Genomic DNA, 16,663 nt, shown 5'->3' on the forward strand with positions numbered 1-16,663 from the left:
TAAAAAAATGCCTGTCAAAACTTATTTCTGACAGGCTGAATTTTAAAATGTTTTTGTAATTAAGCTCTTGGCAAAAAAATCTCCGCCATCATACAGCGGGCACTTCCACCACCACAAGCCTCAATAGTATCCAAACTAGAACTTAAAATCGTAACGTGCTCTTCTAATTCTGTAATTTGCTTTTTAGTCAAGGACTGATGAGCTGCCGAACTCATTATCAAATACCTTCTGTCGTCAGCACCTTTTACCTCAAGCATGTTACCTGCGAAATTATTCACTTGATCTTCAGTAATTAAAATCACTTGTTTATCATCATTTTTCAGACTATCAATAACCATCTTACGTTCTTTTTTATCGTCAATTGCATCTGCACATAAAACAGCAAAAGTTTCACCCAAACACATCATCACATTAGTGTGATAAATCAACTTACGTTCTCCATTTACGGTTTGAAACGCTTCAAAAATTACTGGCGCAAAATCAAAATCTTCACAAAACTCGATAAACAACTCTTCATCTGCTCTAGGTGATAAAGCACAATAAGCTTTCCCATTAGCACGATCTAGCAACAAACTTCCGGTTCCTTCCAAGAATATACTATCCATTTCAGCTTCAGTATAATCCATAATCTCATTGATTACAAAGCCTTCATCTTCGAGAATATCTAAAATTTCTTCTCTTCTTTCTAAACGACGATTTTCTGCAAACATTGGATACAAAACGACATCTCCATTTTCATGAAAGGAAATCCAATTGTTTGGAAAAATACTGTCTGGAGTATCTGGAGATAATGTATCATCAACAACAATCACATTCACACCAACAGAGCGTAATTTTTTCACAAAAGCATCAAACTCTTCCTGTGCCTTAGCATTAACAGTAGCCGGCAACAACCCATCTAATACTTTTTGGTAATAATTATTTACGGCAGTTTGCTCATTCATTCTAAAAGCAACTGGACGTATCATCAAAATTGAATTGGTAGTCTGTTTCATTTTTTTTCTAATTAAATTGATTCAAATCAATACTTTGAACCTAAAATATTTTTTAATCTCTAACTAACGGAAGTGTAGAACAACGTAATAACCCTTCTTGCTTCGCAATCTCCGCATAAGGTATTTCTTCTACCACAAAACCTTGACTTCTTAACCAGTTGTTTAACCTCGTGAAATTCCTTTCAGAAACCACCACATCAGGCGCAATAGAAAAAACATTTGAATTCATATCATACATTTCGTCTCTAGTAATATGAAAAAGATTCTCCTTACCAAAAAGATTTACCAAGAACAGATAATCTGCCTCTTCTCTAAATCCATTCTTATATATTATCCCTTTATCATTACCTACTGGCTGAAAACAACAATCCAAATGTAAAGCATTATCTCTAGCTTCCAGCTTTGATTTAACCAAATCAAACTCTTTCACTATCTTGTTTGGAAAAAGTTGTCTAATAAAATCAACACCTTGCCAATTCGTCCTTGCAGTTATATAATCTTTATAATCACTTCCTTTGTAAGTTCCGATAAAAATGTAATCATTCCAAAGCATTACATCACCACCCTCTATATGCACTTCTTCTGACGGGCGAACTACTTTAGAAGGATTAATTTGATCAATCACATACTGAATAGCATCCAATTCTCTTTCTCTATCTGGTAAAATATTCGATTTTACGAAAACATCATCAATAACAAATCCGATATCTCTTGCGAATATTTGATTATAATTTGGAATAAGTTCAGGCCTTAAAACTGCAACATCATACTTTTGAAAAACAGCATTAAAAGCATCCATCTCAACAATCATGTCTTTTTCTACAGGATAAGTACCTGCTATTATGTGCTCTAACGATTTTGGATCATAGGCTTCATCGACACTTGGAGTGGGTCCATTACTATTTGCTAATCCTAAAATAACCTTTCTTAAGCGCGCCGTTTCATTTTTTACATTTAACTTTAACATTATAACTTGAAATTATTTAGAACCAAAAAAGCTCCACAGATTCGTGAAGCTTTTTAGTCATTATATATTATCTTTTATCTACACCTTTAAATTCCCGTAATGGGTAGCCAACATAAACTTGTCTTGGACGACCAATTGGTTCTTTGTTTTCTCTCATTTCTTTCCATTGCGCAATCCAACCTGGCAAACGACCAATAGCAAACATTACAGTAAACATATCTGTAGGAATTCCTAAGGCTCTGTATATAATTCCAGAATAGAAATCAACATTAGGATACAAACTTCTTGATTTGAAGTACTCATCTTCTAAAGCAGCAATTTCTAACTTTTTGGCAATTTCTAAAATTGGATCTTCAACACCTAAAGTAGCTAATACTTCATCAGCTGCTTTTTTAATAATTCTAGCTCTAGGATCGAAATTTTTGTATACTCTATGACCAAATCCCATCAAACGGAAAGGATCGTTTTTATCTTTTGCTTTTGATAAATACTTTTCAGTATCGCCACCATCTTTATGAATTTCTTCAAGCATTTCTAAAACCGCTTGATTTGCTCCACCATGAAGAGGTCCCCAAAGTGCTGAAACTCCAGCAGAAATAGAAGCAAATAAACCCGCATGAGAAGAACCTACCATACGAACAGTAGAAGTAGAACAGTTTTGCTCGTGATCAGCATGCAGAATAAACAATTTATCCAAAGCACTCACTACAACAGGATCTGCTTTGTAAGGCCCAGTAGGTAACTCAAACATTAATCGCATGAAATTCTCTACATACCCCTTTGTATTATCATAATAATTCAATGGGAATCCCATACTTTTCCTGTACGTCCAAGTAGCAATAACTAAAAATTTACCCATAGTCTTACAAACTGCCTCGTACATTTCCTTTTCGTTCTCTACATTAACGGATTTAGGATTAAAAGCTGTCAAAGCACTTGTTAAAGCAGACAAAACCCCCATTGGATGGGCAGTTTTTGGAAATCCGTCAATAATATTCTTCATTTCTTCGTTTACCAAAGTATGCTTACGAATATCATTTTCAAACTGAGTTAATTCTTCAGCAGTTGGTAATTCACCAAAAATCACAAGATATGAAACTTCTAAAAAGTGGCCTTTTTCAGCTAAATCTTCTATCGAATACCCTCTGTAACGAAGAATACCCAACTCTCCATCTAAAAAAGTAACTTCACTTTTACAAGAACCTGAATTTTTGTATCCAGGATCAATAGTAATCACCCCTGATAAATCTCTTAATTTACTAATATCAACAGCTCCTTCATTTTCGCTACCTACTATAAATGGGAGCTCAAATTTATTGCCATCAATTTCTAACGTTGCTATTTTTGACATAATATTATATGGATATACTTTTAATTAAATATTTCCCAAATCTAATGAATTTAGAACTAATTTAAAAACGAATTCAATCTCCAACTTGTTAAATGTTTACAAAAAAAGCCATCTGAATAAACAGATGGCTTTTAGTATAAAAAACACTGATGTTATTTTACATTGAAAGCATTTTTGCCAGGAAAATAGGCAGTAGCTTCAAGTTCTTCTTCTATTCTCAATAATTGATTGTATTTTGCCATACGATCAGAACGAGATGCAGAACCTGTTTTAATTTGACCACAGTTCAAAGCAACTGCTAAATCTGCAATAGTGTAATCTTCAGTTTCTCCAGAACGGTGAGACATTACAGATGTATAACCAGCATTTTTAGCCATATTTACTGCTGCAATCGTTTCAGTTAACGTACCAATCTGATTTACTTTTACAAGGATTGAATTTGCAATTCCTTTTTCGATACCAGTAGATAAACGCTCAACATTAGTAACAAACAAATCATCACCAACCAATTGCACTTTATCACCAATTTTCTCAGTTAATAATTTCCAACCATCCCAGTCATTTTCTTGCATACCATCTTCTATAGAAATAATTGGATACTTAGCTGTTAATTCTGCTAAATACTCAACTTGCTCTGCTGATGTTCTAACTTTTCCAGTTGGCCCTTCAAATTTAGAATAATCGTATTTACCATCTACATAGAACTCAGAAGAAGCACAATCTAAAGCAATCATTACTTCATCTCCAAAAGTATAACCTGCCGCTTCCACAGCTTTTTTGATAGTATCTAATGCATCTTCAGTACCACCTGCTAAATTCGGAGCAAAACCTCCTTCATCACCAACAGCAGTAGAAAGACCTCTATCGTGTAATACTTTTTTAAGATTATGGAAAATTTCAGTTCCCATTTGCAAAGCATGTGTAAATGATGTTGCTTTAACAGGCATAATCATAAACTCTTGAAAAGCAATCGGAGCATCTGAATGCGAACCACCATTAATGATATTCATCATTGGCAATGGTAAAGTGTTAGCTGAAACACCTCCTACATATCTATACAAAGGAAGTCCTAATTCATTTGCAGCAGCTTTAGCAGCAGCAAGAGAAACACCTAAAATAGCATTTGCACCCAATTTTGATTTATTTGGAGTACCATCTAAATCAATCATTAATTGATCAATTTTATTTTGTTCAAATACAGAAGTACCTACTAATTCTTCAGCTATAATTGTGTTTACATTATTTACAGCAGTCAAAACTCCTTTTCCTAAAAAAGCTTTACCACCATCTCTCAACTCTACCGCCTCGTGTTCACCTGTTGAAGCTCCTGATGGAACTGCAGCTCTTCCTATAATTCCGTTTTCTGTAATTACATCTACTTCAATAGTTGGATTACCTCTTGAATCGAAAATTTGTCTTGCGAAAATTTTAACAATAATACTCATTATTCTTATATTTTATGTTATTAATTTGTATTTTACTCAAAATTACGGAAATAAAATGATAATCATAAATAAAGAATAGACTATATTTTATAATTTATTAACGATAACGTTTTAGCTTTTTGCTTTCTCTATATTAGCAATAAACTGATCAAATAGATAAGATGAATCGTGTGGCCCAGGACTTGCTTCAGGGTGGTATTGAACAGAAAAACAATTTTTATTTTTCATTCTCATCCCAGCAACAGTAGAATCATTTAAATGCAAATGGGTTATTACCAAATCAGGATGCTTTTCTAATTCTTCTTTATTTACAGCGAATCCGTGGTTTTGAGAAGTAATTTCACCTTTACCCGTTTCCAAATTAGTAACTGGATGATTGATCCCTCTGTGTCCATTAAACATTTTATAAGTCGAAACTCCGTTTGCTAATGCAATTACTTGATGCCCTAAACAAATTCCAAACAAAGGTTTATCTTTTTCAATAATTTGTTTTGCAACATTAATAGCACTTTCAAGTGGGTCAGGATCACCAGGTCCATTTGATAAAAAGTAGCCATCAGGATTAAATGACGCTAAATCTTCAAAGCTAGCATCAAAAGGAAATACCTTTATATAACAATCTCTTTTGGCAAGGTTTCGAAGGATATTAGTTTTAATACCTAAATCTAAAGCTGCTACTTTATATTTTGCATTTTCCTCACCATAAAAATAAGGCGTTTTTGTTGAAACTCTTGAAGCCAATTCCAAACCTTTCATATCAGGAACTTTAGCCAATGCCACTTTTAAATCTTCGATTGGTGTCCCATCCGTACAAATAACTGCATTCATTGCACCATTTTCGCGGATATAACTTACAAGAGCTCTAGTGTCAACATCAGAAATACAAATGAGGTTTTGCTTTTCAAAATAATTTTCAAGACTCTCAGTTGCATCTGGACGTGAATAGTTAAAACTAAAATTTTTACAAATAAGACCAGATATTTTAATATTGTCTGATTCTACTTCTTTATCACTAACACCATAGTTACCAATATGAGCATTTGTAGCTACCATTAATTGTCCAAAATAAGAAGGATCAGTGAAAATCTCTTGATATCCCGTCATTCCTGTATTAAAACAAACTTCACCATAAGCGATTCCACTTAAACCAATTGATTTTCCATAAAAAATAGTTCCATCACTAAGTAATAATAAAGCTTGTTGTCTAGTTGTATATTTCATTTGTAGTTAAAAATTTTGCAAATTTAAATTATAAAAGGAGGCGAAACAATTAAAGAGGATAATAAATAAAAGATAATTTTAATTTCAAAAAAAAAGGATAAACTATAAATAGCTTATCCTTAATTTTTATTGAATAATTATTCTCATATTTATTCAGCAGCTTCAGCAGTTGGCTCAGCACTAACCTCAGGAGCTTCAGTAGCTTCTTCAACTTTTTTAGCTTTTCCACCACGACGGCTTTTTGCTTTTTTAACTTCTTTTTTACCTCCGTTGTAAAGTTCGTTAAAATCAACTAGTTCGATCATTGCCATATCAGCATTATCTCCCAAACGATTTCCAACTTTAATAATACGAGTATATCCACCTGGACGGTCTCCAACTTTTGCAGCAACATCTCTGAATAAATCAGTTACAGCATATTTACTACGTAAATAAGAGAAAACGATACGACGATTGTGAGTAGTATCAGCTTTAGATTTTGTTATAAGCGGCTCAACAAATTGTTTTAGCGCTTTAGCTTTAGCAACAGTAGTATTAATACGTTTGTGCTCAATAAGAGAACAAGCCATATTAGCTAACATAGATTTTCTATGTGCAGTCTGTCTGCTTAAGTGATTATTTTTTTTTCCGTGTCTCATTGCTTTATGAATTTAATCACGCCTAAAGGCGGATTAGATTATTCTTTATCTAGTTTGTATTTTGTCAAATCCATACCGAAAGTAAGGTTCTTTACTGCTACTAGTTCATCTAGTTCAGTTAAAGATTTTTTACCGAAATTACGGAACTTCATTAAGTCATTTTTATTAAAAGATACTAAATCACCAAGTGTATCAACTTCAGCCGCTTTCAAACAATTTAAAGCTCTAACAGATAAGTCCATATCAACAAGCTTAGTTTTAAGCAATTGTCTCATATGCAATGATTCTTCATCATAAGATTCTGTTTGTGCTATTTCATCAGCCTCAAGTGTAATTCTTTCATCAGAAAATAACATGAAATGGTGAATTAAAACTTTAGCAGCTTCAGTAAGTGCATCTTTAGGATTAATAGATCCATCAGTTTTGATTTCAAAAACTAATTTTTCATAATCTGTTTTTTGCTCTACACGGAAGTTTTCAATAGCATATTTTACATTTTTTACTGGAGTAAAAATAGAATCTGTAAAAATAGTACCAATTGCTGCATTCTGTTTTTTGTTCTCTTCTGCAGGAACATAACCTCTACCTTTTTCAATAGTCAAATCAAAACTTAATTTGATTTTACTGTCTAAGTTACAAATAACAAGTTCTGGGTTCAAAACTTGAAATCCTGAAATAAACTTTTGAAAATCACCAGCTGTTAATTGATCTTTACCGGAAACAGAAATAGTAACTGATTCATTATCAATATCCTCAATTTGACGTTTAAAACGCACTTGTTTAAGATTTAAGATAATTTCGGTAACATCTTCAACAACTCCTGATATAGTGGAAAACTCATGATCTACACCTTCGATACGAACAGATGTTATTGCATATCCTTCTAATGCTGAAAGCAAAACTCTTCTAAGTGCATTACCTACGGTCAATCCGTAACCTGGTTCTAAAGGTCTAAATTCAAATTTACCTTCAAAATCGGTGGAATCGATCATGATAACTTTATCGGGCTTCTGAAAATTAAATATTGCCATAAATTTCGACTAAGTCAATTATTATTTGTTGTACAACTCTACGATTAATTGTTCTTTAATATTTTCAGGAATTTGAAGTCTTGCAGGTACAGAAACAAAAGTTCCTTCTTTAAGATCATTATTCCAAGTAATCCATTCATAAACATGACTTGAATTAGACAAAGAACGTTCGATAGCTTCTAATGATTTAGACTTTTCACGAACAGCAACTTTATCACCAGGCTTTAGGTGGTAAGAAGGGATATTTACAACTTCACCATTAACAGTAATGTGTCTGTGAGAAACAATTTGACGAGCACCTCTTCTAGATGGAGCAATTCCCATTCTAAAAACTACGTTATCTAATCTTGATTCACATAATTGTAATAAAACCTCACCAGTAACACCTTTAGTAGCTGATGCTTTTTCAAATAAATTTCTGAATTGTTTTTCTAAAATTCCATAAGAATATTTAGCTTTTTGCTTTTCCATCAATTGGACAGCGTACTCAGATTTTTTTCCTCTTTTTTTAGCCATCCCGTGTTGTCCAGGAGGGTAATTTCTTTTTTCGAAAGCTTTATCGTCTCCGAAAATTGCTTCGCCAAATTTACGGGCGATTCTTGTGCTTGGACCAGTATATCTTGCCATTTTAAATTGTTTAAGATAGAAAATTATGAATTCAGGTCAAATCCTTCGATAATCTATAATCTATCTAGGTTATACTATAAATAAATTTGAGTATTAAACTCTACGTCTTTTAGGAGGACGACATCCATTGTGAGGCATTGGAGTAACATCAATAATTTCTGTAACTTCAATTCCACCATTATGTATAGAACGGATAGCAGACTCACGTCCGTTACCTGGTCCTTTAACATATACTTTAACTTTTTTAAGACCAGCCTCAATAGCTACTTTGCTACAATCTTCTGCTGCCATTTGGGCTGCATATGGAGTATTCTTTTTAGAACCTCTAAAACCCATTTTACCAGCTGAAGACCAAGAAATAACTTCACCTTTTTTGTTTGTTAACGAAATGATGATGTTATTGAAGGTAGCAGAAATATGAGCCTCTCCCGTTGATTCAACGATAACTTTACGTTTTTTTGCAGTTGCTTTAGCCATATTACTTATTATTTAGTTGCTTTTTTCTTGTTAGCAACAGTTTTTCTTTTACCTTTTCTTGTTCTAGAGTTGTTTTTAGTTCTTTGTCCTCTTAATGGAAGACCAGATCTATGACGTATACCTCTGTAGCATCCAATATCCATCAAACGTTTAATGTTTAAAGAAACCTCTGAACGCAATTCACCTTCAATTTTGAAAGCAGATACAGCTTCACGGATTGCTCCAATCTCATCGTCATTCCAATCTTGAACTTTTTTATCTTGGCTTACTTGAGCTTTCTCTAAAATCTCAATTGCTCTACTTTTTCCTAATCCGAAGATGTAGGTAAGTGCTATAACACCTCTCTTGTTTTTTGGGATATCTACCCCTGCTATTCTTGCCATAATTATCCTTGTCTTTGTTTAAATCTAGGATTCTTTTTGTTGATTACGTATAATCTGCCTTTTCTACGCACAATAATGCACTCGGCGCTTCTTTTTTTAACTGATGCTCTTACTTTCATTTTGAATATCTTTAATATCTATAAGTAATTCTTGCTTTTGACAAATCGTAAGGGCTCATTTCTAATTTCACTTTATCACCAGGTAATAATTTGATATAATGCATACGCATTTTTCCAGATATATGAGCAATTACTATATGTCCATTTTCTAACTCTACACGGAACATTGCATTAGATAATGCTTCAATAATTGATCCGTCTTGTTCTATTGCTGATTGTTTTGCCATAAAATTAAGCTACTGCTTTTCTATTTTTACCACTCTTCATCAAACCATCATAGTGTTTATTCAACAAGTATGAGTTAATTTGCTGCATTGTGTCAATAGCAACACCAACCATAATGATTAATGAAGTACCTCCAAAAAACATTGCCCAAGATTGTTGTACATCCATAAGACTTACGACAATTGCTGGGAACACAGCGATTAAAGCAAGAAATAAAGACCCTGGGAAAGTAATTAAAGACATCACTTTATCAAGATAATCAGATGTTTCTGCACCAGGTCTTACTCCTGGAATGAAACCTCCGCTTCTTTTCAAATCATCAGACATCTTATTAGTTGGTACTGTGATTGCGGTGTAAAAAAATGTAAAGATAACTATTAAGCTAGCAAATACAAAATTATACCAAAAACCAAAGATGTCACTAAAAGCACTAACAATTGTTTGCGAAGTTTCTGATTTGGATAAACCAGCAACAGCTGCTGGAATAAACATAATAGCTTGAGCAAAGATAATTGGCATTACACCTGAAGCATTCAACTTCAATGGAATCCATTGTCTGTTACCACCAAGCATATCTTGTTCAAAATCACCTGATGTAGTACGTCTTGCATACTGAACAGGAATTTTTCTTACCGCCATTACAAGTAACACACAAGAAATAATAACCAACATCCAAATGATAACTTCAATAACTAAAAGCATTAAACCACCATTATTATTGGTTACTCTTGTTGTAAACTCTTGAATAAATGCTTGTGGGAATCTAGCTAAAATCCCTACCATAATAAGTAGAGAAATACCATTACCGATACCTTTATCAGTAATTTTTTCACCTAACCACATTGCAAAAATTGTACCTGTAACTAAGATAACTACAGAAGAAAATAAGAATTCAAAAGAATTAAACCCTAACAAAAAGGCATTACTTGGTAATGTTCTGTAAAGATTGTAGATGTAAGTTGGCCCTTGTACTAAGGTGATACCAATAGTTAACCAACGGGTAATCTGATTGATTTTTTTTCTACCGCTTTCTCCATCACTTTGTAGCTTTTGCAAATAAGGAATAGCAATTCCCATTAACTGTACTACAATAGAAGCAGAAATATACGGCATAATTCCTAATGCGAAAACAGACGCTTTAGAAAAAGCACCACCTGTAAACATATCCAAGATAGAACCGATACCTTCTTTTGTTTGACCAGCCAAACCAGTCAATTGAGTAGCATCAATTCCAGGAAGTGTTACATGGGCACCAAATCGATAAACTAAAAGAAGTCCTAGAGTTACTAGGATTCTATTTTTTAGTTCCTCAATCTTCCAAACATTACTTAATGATTCAAAAAATTTCTTCATCTTTATTGAAAAATTATAATGTTACAGCTTCACCTCCAGCAGCTTCAATAGCAGCTTTTGCAGTAGCAGTAAATTTGTGAGCAGATACCTTTAATTTCGCTTTCAATTCACCTCTTCCTAAAATCTTAACGATTTCATTTTTGGTAGCCAAACGATTCGCAACATAAACTGTCATATCAACAGTATCAGTTACAACACCATTATCAACCAATAATTGAAGTGTATCTAAATTAACACCTTCGTATTCTTTACGATTGATGTTTGTGAAACCAAACTTAGGAACACGTCTTTGCAGCGGCATTTGACCACCTTCAAAACCAATCTTTTTAGAATAACCAGAACGAGATTTAGCTCCTTTGTGACCTCTTGCAGAAGTACCACCTTTACCAGAACCTTCACCTCTACCTAATCTCTTATTTTGATTGTGTGTAGAACCCTCAGCAGGTTGTAAATTACTTAAATTCATACCAGTATTTGTTATTTAATTTCTTCTACAGAAACTAAGTGTTTAACTTTATTTATCATCCCAAGGATAGCAGGATTAGAATCATGCTCTACAACTTGTCCCATTTTACGTAAACCCAAAGCTTCTAATCCTCTTTTTTGAGTAAGAGGACAGTTGATTTTGCTACGTACTTGTTTTACTAATAATTTAGCCATAATTTCTTAAATTAACCTTTAAAAACTTTCTCTAAAGAAACCCCTCTTTGTCTTGCAACTGTATGAGCGCTTCTCATTTGTAATAAAGCATCAAAAGTAGCTTTTACAACATTATGAGGATTTGATGACCCTTGAGATTTTGATAATACATCATGAATTCCTACTGATTCAAGAACTGAACGAACAGCTCCACCAGCAATAACTCCAGTACCATGAGAGGCAGGAATTAAAAATACACGTGCACCACCAAATTTACCTTTTTGTTCGTGAGGAACAGATTGACCATTCAAAGGAATTCTAACTAAATTTTTCTTAGCATCTTCTACTGCTTTTGCAATAGCTTCAGAAACATCTTTAGATTTACCTAATCCGTGTCCAACTACACCGTTTTCATCACCTACAACTACAATAGCAGAAAAACCAAAAGCTCTACCACCTTTTGTAACCTTAGTAACACGATTTACACTTACCAAACGATCTTTTAATTCAAGACCACTTGGTTTTACTAACTCTATATTCTTGTACTTATTAGACATACTATATTAGAATTTAAGCCCAGCCGCTCTTGCGCCTTCTGCTAATGATTTAATACGACCATGATATAAATAACCTCCTCTGTCGAAAGTTACTGTTTCAATACCAGCTTTCAAAGCTTTCTCTGCAACTAATTTACCAACTGCAGTTGCTACTTCAATATTCGTACCTTTTCCTATTTCTTTTTCTCTTGAAGAGGCAGCTAACAAAGTAACACCATTTACATCATCAATTAATTGAGCATAAATTTCTTTGTTACTTCTAAAAACAGATAGTCTCGGTTTAGTAGCTGAACCACTAATCGTTTTTCTAATTCTGAATCTAATTCTCTGTCTTCTTTCAGGTTTTGTTAATGACATAATCTTATTTTTTAAGCTGATTTACCTGCTTTTCTTCTTAATACTTCACCTACAAATTTAACCCCTTTACCTTTGTAAGGCTCTGGTTTACGGAAACCTCTAATTTTGGCAGCAACTTGTCCTAAAAGTTGTTTGTCAAAAGAAGTTAACTTAACAATTGGGTTCTTTCCTTTTTCAGAAATAGTTTCCAAAGTTACCTCTGGAGCGATTTCTAAAATAATATTATGAGAAAAACCTAAGGCTAAATCTAGTTTTTGTCCTTGATTTGAAGCTCTATAACCAACTCCAACCAATTCTAAAGATTTAGTAAAACCTTCACTTACACCAACAATCATATTATTGATTAAAGAACGGTATAAACCGTGTTTTGCTCTTTGGTCTTTGTGATCAGACGATCTTTCAATTGTAACTTGACCGTCTTCAACTTTTACAGTAACATCTGAGAATTCCTGTGTTAGTTGACCATTTTTTCCTTTTACAGTAATAATACCATCTTTAACTTCAACAGTTACTCCGGCAGGGATTACAATTGGACTTTTACCTATTCTTGACATCTTATCTAGTCTTTAAAAATTAGTATACGTAACAAATTACTTCTCCTCCAACATTCAATTGCTTAGCTTGTTTTCCAGTCATCAAACCTTTTGATGTAGAAACAATAGCAATTCCTAATCCATTAAGGATTCTAGGCAATTTAGAAGCACCTGCGTATTTACGTAAACCTGGTTTACTAATTCTTTGGATATCTTTAATTACAGGCTCTTTAGTAACTTTATCGTACTTCAAAGCAATTTTGATAGAACCCTGAACGGTGTTGTTCTCAAATTTGTAACTTAAGATGTAACCTTGATCGAATAAGATCTTAGTTATTTCTTTTTTTAGATTAGAAGCCGGAATTTCAACAACTTTGTGGTTTGCAGCCACAGCGTTTCTAACTCTCGTCAAATAATCTGCAATTGGATCTGTATACATATGTATTAATTTGCGGTAACGGTTTTCGAACTATTCGAACCTGAAACCAGTTTATAAATGTGAAAAAACAGACGTGATTACTCACGTCTGAATATTATTTTTCTACCAAGATGCTTTTTTAACACCTGGTATCAATCCATTGTTAGCCATTTCACGGAATGTAACACGTGAAATACCGAATTGACGCATATACCCTCTTGGTCTACCTGTTAATTTACAACGATTGTGCAAACGAACTGGTGAAGCATTTTTCGGTAATTTTTGCAAACCTACGAAATCTCCAGCTTCTAACAAAGCTTTTCTTTTCTCAGCATACTTAGCTACCGTTTTTTCTCTTTTCACCTCACGGGCTTTCATTGATTCTTTAGCCATATCTTAATTCTTTTTAAAAGGTAAACCTAATTCAGCCAACAATGACTTTGCTTCTTTATCTGTTTTTGCAGAAGTAACAAAGGAAATATCCATACCAGATATTTTGTTTACTTTATCAATATCAATTTCTGGGAAAATGATTTGCTCTAAAACTCCTAAGTTATAATTTCCTCTTCCGTCAAAACCTGTAGATTTAATACCACTGAAGTCTCTTACACGAGGTAAAGATGAAGTAATAAGTCTATCTAAAAACTCATACATTCTTTCTCCACGTAAAGTCACTTTTGCACCAATAGGCATCCCTTTTCTAAGTTTAAAAGACGCAACGTCTTTCTTAGAAATAGTAGCTACTGCTTTTTGTCCAGTAATCTTAGTCAACTCCTCAACTGCATAGTCAATTAGTTTTTTATCAGATACTGCTGCACCAACTCCTTTACTCAAAACAATTTTTTCCAATTTTGGAACTTCCATTATATTTGAGTAACCGAACTCTTCTTTAAGAGCAGCAATAACTCTGCTCTTATATTCTTCTTTTAGTCTAGGTATATATGCCATTACTATAGTACTTGATTAGATTTTTTTGAAAATCTTACTTTCTTATCTCCTTCTACTCTAATACCTACTCTTGTAGTTTCCTTAGTTTTAGGATCTATAAGAGCAATGTTAGAAATTTGTATAGAAGCTTCCTTTTTTACAATACCACCTTGAGGGTTTTTAGCACTTGGCTTCGTGTGTTTAGAAACCATGTTTACACCTTCAACAATCGCTTTGTTTTTCTCACGGTAAACACGTAATACTTTACCTTCAGCACCTTTATGGTCTCCAGCAATTACTCTTACGATATCTCCTGATTTTATTTTTAGCTTTATCATCTTATAACGAATTAAAGCACTTCTGGTGCTAATGATACAATTTTCATGAATTGTTTTTCACGAAGTTCTCTTGCTACCGGACCAAAAACACGAGTTCCTCTCATTTCACCAGCTGCGTTTAACAATACACATGCATTGTCATCGAATCTGATGTATGAACCATCTGCTCTTCTTACTTCTTTTTTGGTACGTACAACAACTGCAGTTGAAACAGCTCCTTTTTTTACGTTTCCGTTTGGAGTTGCATCTTTGATAGAAACTACAATCTTGTCACCAACAGAGGCATACCTTCTTTTGGTACCTCCTAAAACACGGATAGTTAAAACTTCTTTAGCTCCTGTGTTATCTGCTACTTTTAGTCTTGATTCTTGTTGTACCATAATTATTTAGCTCTTTCAATGATTTCAACTAATCTCCAACATTTTGATTTACTCAAAGGACGCGTTTCGCTAATTCTTACAGTATCTCCAATGTTACAGTCGTTTGTTTCGTCGTGTGCAACAAATTTCTTTGTTTTCAACACGAACTTACCGTATAATGGGTGCTTTACTTTAGTTACTTGAGCAACAACAATAGACTTATCCATTTTGTTTGAAGTAACCACACCAATTCTTTCTTTTCTTAAATTTCTTTTTTCCATCTTTCAGCAGATTACAATTATTGTAACTCTCTTTTAGTAAGTTCTGTAGCTAATCTAGCAACCGCTCTACGTACACTTCTTATTTGAAGTGGATTTTCGATCGGAGAAATAGCGTGAGCCATTTTTAAATCGGCATAAACCTTTTTAGTTTGACTTAGTTTTTCTTGCAACTCCGCTGCAGAAAGATCTTTTATTTCTGATTGTTTCATAATATAATATAGATTATGCTTCGAAATCTCTTGCAACAACGAATTTAGTTTTAACTGGAAGCTTTTGAGCTGCTAGACGTAACGCCTCTTTAGCAACTGACAAAGGAACTCCTCCAACTTCGAACATAATTCTTCCAGGTTTAACTACAGCTGCCCAATATTCAACGGCACCTTTACCTTTACCCATACGTACCTCAAGAGGCTTCTTAGTGATTGGTTTGTCTGGAAATATTTTAATCCATAATTGTCCTTCTCTTTTCATATAACGAGTTGCAGCGATACGTGCAGCTTCGATTTGACGAGAGGTTAAGAACATTCCATCTTCATGTACAGATTTAATACCAAACATTCCATTTGAAAGTTCATGTCCTCTTTGAGAATTCCCTTTCATTTTACCCTTTTGTACCTTACGATACTTTGTTCTTTTAGGCTGTAACATTTTTCTTTAGTTTAAAAATTTACTTTCTTTTACGAGCGTCTGGTTTTCCACCTTTGTTGAAAGGTTTTCTGTCTCCTCTAGATGAATCTCCTCCTTTACCACCAGCTTGTTTTTTATCCATACCAGCAAGCGGAGAAAGATCTCTCTTTCCGTAAACTTCACCTTTCATGATCCACACTTTAATTCCCATTCTACCATATGTAGTATGAGCTTCTGCAAGTGCATAATCAATATCAGCTCTGAAAGTTGATAGAGGAATTCTACCTTCTTTGAAACCTTCTGAACGTGCCATCTCAGCACCATTCAAACGACCAGAGATTAAAACTTTAATTCCTTCAGCATTCATACGCATAGAGGCTGCGATAGCCATTTTAATAGCACGTCTGTAAGAAATTCTGCTTTCAATTTGACGACAGATGCTTGTAGCAACTAGATACGCGTCAAGTTCAGGTCTTTTAATTTCAAAGATGTTAATTTGAACCTCTTTGTCAGTAATTTTCTTAAGTTCTTCTTTTAACTTATCTACCTCTTGTCCACCTTTACCGATAATAATACCAGGTCTAGCAGTAGTGATAGTAACGGTTACAAGTTTCAAAGTTCTCTCGATGATTACTTTTGATACACTAGCTTTTGATAAACGAGCATGAACATACTTTCTGATTTTGTGATCTTCGGCTAATTTATCACCGTAATCATTTCCACCATACCAGTTTGAGTCCCATCCTCTGATGATACCAAGTCTATTTCCAATTGGATTTGTCTTTTGTCCCATGC

Annotated in this window: 27 protein-coding genes; all 27 read right to left on the bottom strand. The window is 33.8% G+C overall.

Annotated elements, in window-relative coordinates:
- Positions 1-59 precede the first annotated feature (59 nt).
- The 27 genes from ctlX to rpsC all read right to left on the bottom strand — a co-directional run bounded on the left by ctlX (position 60) and on the right by rpsC (position 16,661).
- A complete protein-coding gene (ctlX, locus tag FLAVO9AF_RS08495; RefSeq protein WP_159687077.1) occupies positions 60-995 on the bottom strand; it encodes a citrulline utilization hydrolase CtlX in 936 nt (311 codons plus the stop codon).
- Between the two features lie 52 nt (positions 996-1,047).
- The gene (locus tag FLAVO9AF_RS08500) at positions 1,048-1,962 is read right to left on the bottom strand and encodes a dimethylarginine dimethylaminohydrolase family protein (protein WP_159687080.1); all 915 of its coding nucleotides are present in this window, start codon (positions 1,960-1,962) and stop codon (positions 1,048-1,050) included.
- Positions 1,963-2,029: 67 nt separating this feature from the next.
- Positions 2,030-3,313 carry a citrate synthase gene (locus FLAVO9AF_RS08505; RefSeq protein WP_159687083.1) on the bottom strand — a complete coding sequence of 428 codons (1,284 nt, stop codon included), beginning with the start codon at positions 3,311-3,313 and terminating at the stop codon, positions 2,030-2,032.
- 152 nt (positions 3,314-3,465) lie between these two features.
- The gene (gene eno, locus FLAVO9AF_RS08510; RefSeq protein ID WP_159687085.1) at positions 3,466-4,758 is read right to left on the bottom strand and encodes a phosphopyruvate hydratase; all 1,293 of its coding nucleotides are present in this window, start codon (positions 4,756-4,758) and stop codon (positions 3,466-3,468) included.
- A 111-nt stretch (positions 4,759-4,869) separates the two neighbouring features.
- On the bottom strand, positions 4,870-5,979 hold the full coding sequence (gene carA / locus FLAVO9AF_RS08515; protein ID WP_159687088.1) for a glutamine-hydrolyzing carbamoyl-phosphate synthase small subunit: 1,110 nt from the start codon (positions 5,977-5,979) through the stop codon (positions 4,870-4,872).
- A 149-nt stretch (positions 5,980-6,128) separates the two neighbouring features.
- Complete coding sequence (rplQ, locus tag FLAVO9AF_RS08520; RefSeq protein ID WP_159687090.1) at positions 6,129-6,617, bottom strand: 50S ribosomal protein L17; 489 nt, start codon at positions 6,615-6,617, stop codon at positions 6,129-6,131.
- A gap of 38 nt (positions 6,618-6,655) precedes the next feature.
- Entirely contained in the window at positions 6,656-7,648 is a 993-nt protein-coding gene (locus tag FLAVO9AF_RS08525; protein WP_064716169.1) for a DNA-directed RNA polymerase subunit alpha, read from the bottom strand.
- A gap of 21 nt (positions 7,649-7,669) precedes the next feature.
- Entirely contained in the window at positions 7,670-8,275 is a 606-nt protein-coding gene (gene rpsD, locus FLAVO9AF_RS08530) for a 30S ribosomal protein S4 (protein ID WP_064716170.1), read from the bottom strand.
- 93 nt (positions 8,276-8,368) lie between these two features.
- The gene (gene rpsK, locus FLAVO9AF_RS08535) at positions 8,369-8,752 is read right to left on the bottom strand and encodes a 30S ribosomal protein S11 (RefSeq protein ID WP_159687093.1); all 384 of its coding nucleotides are present in this window, start codon (positions 8,750-8,752) and stop codon (positions 8,369-8,371) included.
- A gap of 8 nt (positions 8,753-8,760) precedes the next feature.
- Positions 8,761-9,135, bottom strand: coding sequence for a 30S ribosomal protein S13 (gene rpsM, locus FLAVO9AF_RS08540; RefSeq protein WP_064716171.1), 375 nt, complete (start codon positions 9,133-9,135; stop codon positions 8,761-8,763).
- 2 nt (positions 9,136-9,137) lie between these two features.
- Complete coding sequence (gene ykgO / locus FLAVO9AF_RS08545) at positions 9,138-9,254, bottom strand: type B 50S ribosomal protein L36 (protein ID WP_002987490.1); 117 nt, start codon at positions 9,252-9,254, stop codon at positions 9,138-9,140.
- 11 nt (positions 9,255-9,265) lie between these two features.
- Entirely contained in the window at positions 9,266-9,481 is a 216-nt protein-coding gene (gene infA / locus FLAVO9AF_RS08550; RefSeq protein ID WP_007136545.1) for a translation initiation factor IF-1, read from the bottom strand.
- A gap of 4 nt (positions 9,482-9,485) precedes the next feature.
- The gene (gene secY / locus FLAVO9AF_RS08555; protein ID WP_159687096.1) at positions 9,486-10,832 is read right to left on the bottom strand and encodes a preprotein translocase subunit SecY; all 1,347 of its coding nucleotides are present in this window, start codon (positions 10,830-10,832) and stop codon (positions 9,486-9,488) included.
- 13 nt (positions 10,833-10,845) lie between these two features.
- Positions 10,846-11,298 carry a 50S ribosomal protein L15 gene (gene rplO / locus FLAVO9AF_RS08560; protein ID WP_159687099.1) on the bottom strand — a complete coding sequence of 151 codons (453 nt, stop codon included), beginning with the start codon at positions 11,296-11,298 and terminating at the stop codon, positions 10,846-10,848.
- Positions 11,299-11,309: 11 nt separating this feature from the next.
- Complete coding sequence (gene rpmD, locus FLAVO9AF_RS08565; protein ID WP_024981523.1) at positions 11,310-11,492, bottom strand: 50S ribosomal protein L30; 183 nt, start codon at positions 11,490-11,492, stop codon at positions 11,310-11,312.
- An 11-nt stretch (positions 11,493-11,503) separates the two neighbouring features.
- A complete protein-coding gene (rpsE, locus tag FLAVO9AF_RS08570; protein ID WP_064716174.1) occupies positions 11,504-12,028 on the bottom strand; it encodes a 30S ribosomal protein S5 in 525 nt (174 codons plus the stop codon).
- A 6-nt stretch (positions 12,029-12,034) separates the two neighbouring features.
- Positions 12,035-12,385, bottom strand: a complete 351-nt coding sequence (gene rplR, locus FLAVO9AF_RS08575; RefSeq protein WP_064716175.1) for a 50S ribosomal protein L18 — start codon at positions 12,383-12,385, stop codon at positions 12,035-12,037.
- Positions 12,386-12,396: 11 nt separating this feature from the next.
- On the bottom strand, positions 12,397-12,939 hold the full coding sequence (rplF, locus tag FLAVO9AF_RS08580) for a 50S ribosomal protein L6 (protein WP_064716176.1): 543 nt from the start codon (positions 12,937-12,939) through the stop codon (positions 12,397-12,399).
- A gap of 19 nt (positions 12,940-12,958) precedes the next feature.
- Entirely contained in the window at positions 12,959-13,357 is a 399-nt protein-coding gene (rpsH, locus tag FLAVO9AF_RS08585) for a 30S ribosomal protein S8 (RefSeq protein ID WP_064716177.1), read from the bottom strand.
- Positions 13,358-13,459: 102 nt separating this feature from the next.
- Positions 13,460-13,729 (bottom strand): 30S ribosomal protein S14, encoded by a 270-nt coding sequence (rpsN, locus tag FLAVO9AF_RS08590; RefSeq protein WP_026707007.1) that lies wholly within the window; start codon positions 13,727-13,729, stop codon positions 13,460-13,462.
- Between the two features lie 3 nt (positions 13,730-13,732).
- Positions 13,733-14,284, bottom strand: a complete 552-nt coding sequence (rplE, locus tag FLAVO9AF_RS08595; RefSeq protein WP_064716178.1) for a 50S ribosomal protein L5 — start codon at positions 14,282-14,284, stop codon at positions 13,733-13,735.
- A 2-nt stretch (positions 14,285-14,286) separates the two neighbouring features.
- Positions 14,287-14,601, bottom strand: a complete 315-nt coding sequence (rplX, locus tag FLAVO9AF_RS08600; RefSeq protein WP_026727873.1) for a 50S ribosomal protein L24 — start codon at positions 14,599-14,601, stop codon at positions 14,287-14,289.
- Between the two features lie 11 nt (positions 14,602-14,612).
- A complete protein-coding gene (gene rplN / locus FLAVO9AF_RS08605; protein ID WP_007803649.1) occupies positions 14,613-14,981 on the bottom strand; it encodes a 50S ribosomal protein L14 in 369 nt (122 codons plus the stop codon).
- Between the two features lie 2 nt (positions 14,982-14,983).
- Entirely contained in the window at positions 14,984-15,241 is a 258-nt protein-coding gene (rpsQ, locus tag FLAVO9AF_RS08610; RefSeq protein ID WP_159687102.1) for a 30S ribosomal protein S17, read from the bottom strand.
- Between the two features lie 17 nt (positions 15,242-15,258).
- Positions 15,259-15,450, bottom strand: a complete 192-nt coding sequence (gene rpmC / locus FLAVO9AF_RS08615; RefSeq protein ID WP_159687104.1) for a 50S ribosomal protein L29 — start codon at positions 15,448-15,450, stop codon at positions 15,259-15,261.
- 13 nt (positions 15,451-15,463) lie between these two features.
- Entirely contained in the window at positions 15,464-15,889 is a 426-nt protein-coding gene (gene rplP, locus FLAVO9AF_RS08620; protein ID WP_017495016.1) for a 50S ribosomal protein L16, read from the bottom strand.
- A gap of 19 nt (positions 15,890-15,908) precedes the next feature.
- Complete coding sequence (gene rpsC, locus FLAVO9AF_RS08625; protein ID WP_024981513.1) at positions 15,909-16,661, bottom strand: 30S ribosomal protein S3; 753 nt, start codon at positions 16,659-16,661, stop codon at positions 15,909-15,911.
- Positions 16,662-16,663 lie beyond the last annotated feature (2 nt).

It is taken from the genome of Flavobacterium sp. 9R, assembly GCF_902506345.1.
Lineage (GTDB): Bacteria > Bacteroidota > Bacteroidia > Flavobacteriales > Flavobacteriaceae > Flavobacterium.

Coding starts and splice junctions, on each gene's coding strand:
- ctlX (WP_159687077.1), bottom strand. CDS start 995: ATGAAACAGACTACCAATTCAATTTTGATGATACGTCCAGTTGCTTTT.
- FLAVO9AF_RS08500 (WP_159687080.1), bottom strand. CDS start 1,962: ATGTTAAAGTTAAATGTAAAAAATGAAACGGCGCGCTTAAGAAAGGTT.
- FLAVO9AF_RS08505 (WP_159687083.1), bottom strand. CDS start 3,313: ATGTCAAAAATAGCAACGTTAGAAATTGATGGCAATAAATTTGAGCTC.
- eno (WP_159687085.1), bottom strand. CDS start 4,758: ATGAGTATTATTGTTAAAATTTTCGCAAGACAAATTTTCGATTCAAGA.
- carA (WP_159687088.1), bottom strand. CDS start 5,979: ATGAAATATACAACTAGACAACAAGCTTTATTATTACTTAGTGATGGA.
- rplQ (WP_159687090.1), bottom strand. CDS start 6,617: ATGAGACACGGAAAAAAAAATAATCACTTAAGCAGACAGACTGCACAT.
- FLAVO9AF_RS08525 (WP_064716169.1), bottom strand. CDS start 7,648: ATGGCAATATTTAATTTTCAGAAGCCCGATAAAGTTATCATGATCGAT.
- rpsD (WP_064716170.1), bottom strand. CDS start 8,275: ATGGCAAGATATACTGGTCCAAGCACAAGAATCGCCCGTAAATTTGGC.
- rpsK (WP_159687093.1), bottom strand. CDS start 8,752: ATGGCTAAAGCAACTGCAAAAAAACGTAAAGTTATCGTTGAATCAACG.
- rpsM (WP_064716171.1), bottom strand. CDS start 9,135: ATGGCAAGAATAGCAGGGGTAGATATCCCAAAAAACAAGAGAGGTGTT.
- ykgO (WP_002987490.1), bottom strand. CDS start 9,254: ATGAAAGTAAGAGCATCAGTTAAAAAAAGAAGCGCCGAGTGCATTATT.
- infA (WP_007136545.1), bottom strand. CDS start 9,481: ATGGCAAAACAATCAGCAATAGAACAAGACGGATCAATTATTGAAGCA.
- secY (WP_159687096.1), bottom strand. CDS start 10,832: ATGAAGAAATTTTTTGAATCATTAAGTAATGTTTGGAAGATTGAGGAA.
- rplO (WP_159687099.1), bottom strand. CDS start 11,298: ATGAATTTAAGTAATTTACAACCTGCTGAGGGTTCTACACACAATCAA.
- rpmD (WP_024981523.1), bottom strand. CDS start 11,492: ATGGCTAAATTATTAGTAAAACAAGTACGTAGCAAAATCAACTGTCCT.
- rpsE (WP_064716174.1), bottom strand. CDS start 12,028: ATGTCTAATAAGTACAAGAATATAGAGTTAGTAAAACCAAGTGGTCTT.
- rplR (WP_064716175.1), bottom strand. CDS start 12,385: ATGTCATTAACAAAACCTGAAAGAAGACAGAGAATTAGATTCAGAATT.
- rplF (WP_064716176.1), bottom strand. CDS start 12,939: ATGTCAAGAATAGGTAAAAGTCCAATTGTAATCCCTGCCGGAGTAACT.
- rpsH (WP_064716177.1), bottom strand. CDS start 13,357: ATGTATACAGATCCAATTGCAGATTATTTGACGAGAGTTAGAAACGCT.
- rpsN (WP_026707007.1), bottom strand. CDS start 13,729: ATGGCTAAAGAATCAATGAAAGCCCGTGAGGTGAAAAGAGAAAAAACG.
- rplE (WP_064716178.1), bottom strand. CDS start 14,284: ATGGCATATATACCTAGACTAAAAGAAGAATATAAGAGCAGAGTTATT.
- rplX (WP_026727873.1), bottom strand. CDS start 14,601: ATGATAAAGCTAAAAATAAAATCAGGAGATATCGTAAGAGTAATTGCT.
- rplN (WP_007803649.1), bottom strand. CDS start 14,981: ATGGTACAACAAGAATCAAGACTAAAAGTAGCAGATAACACAGGAGCT.
- rpsQ (WP_159687102.1), bottom strand. CDS start 15,241: ATGGAAAAAAGAAATTTAAGAAAAGAAAGAATTGGTGTGGTTACTTCA.
- rpmC (WP_159687104.1), bottom strand. CDS start 15,450: ATGAAACAATCAGAAATAAAAGATCTTTCTGCAGCGGAGTTGCAAGAA.
- rplP (WP_017495016.1), bottom strand. CDS start 15,889: ATGTTACAGCCTAAAAGAACAAAGTATCGTAAGGTACAAAAGGGTAAA.
- rpsC (WP_024981513.1), bottom strand. CDS start 16,661: ATGGGACAAAAGACAAATCCAATTGGAAATAGACTTGGTATCATCAGA.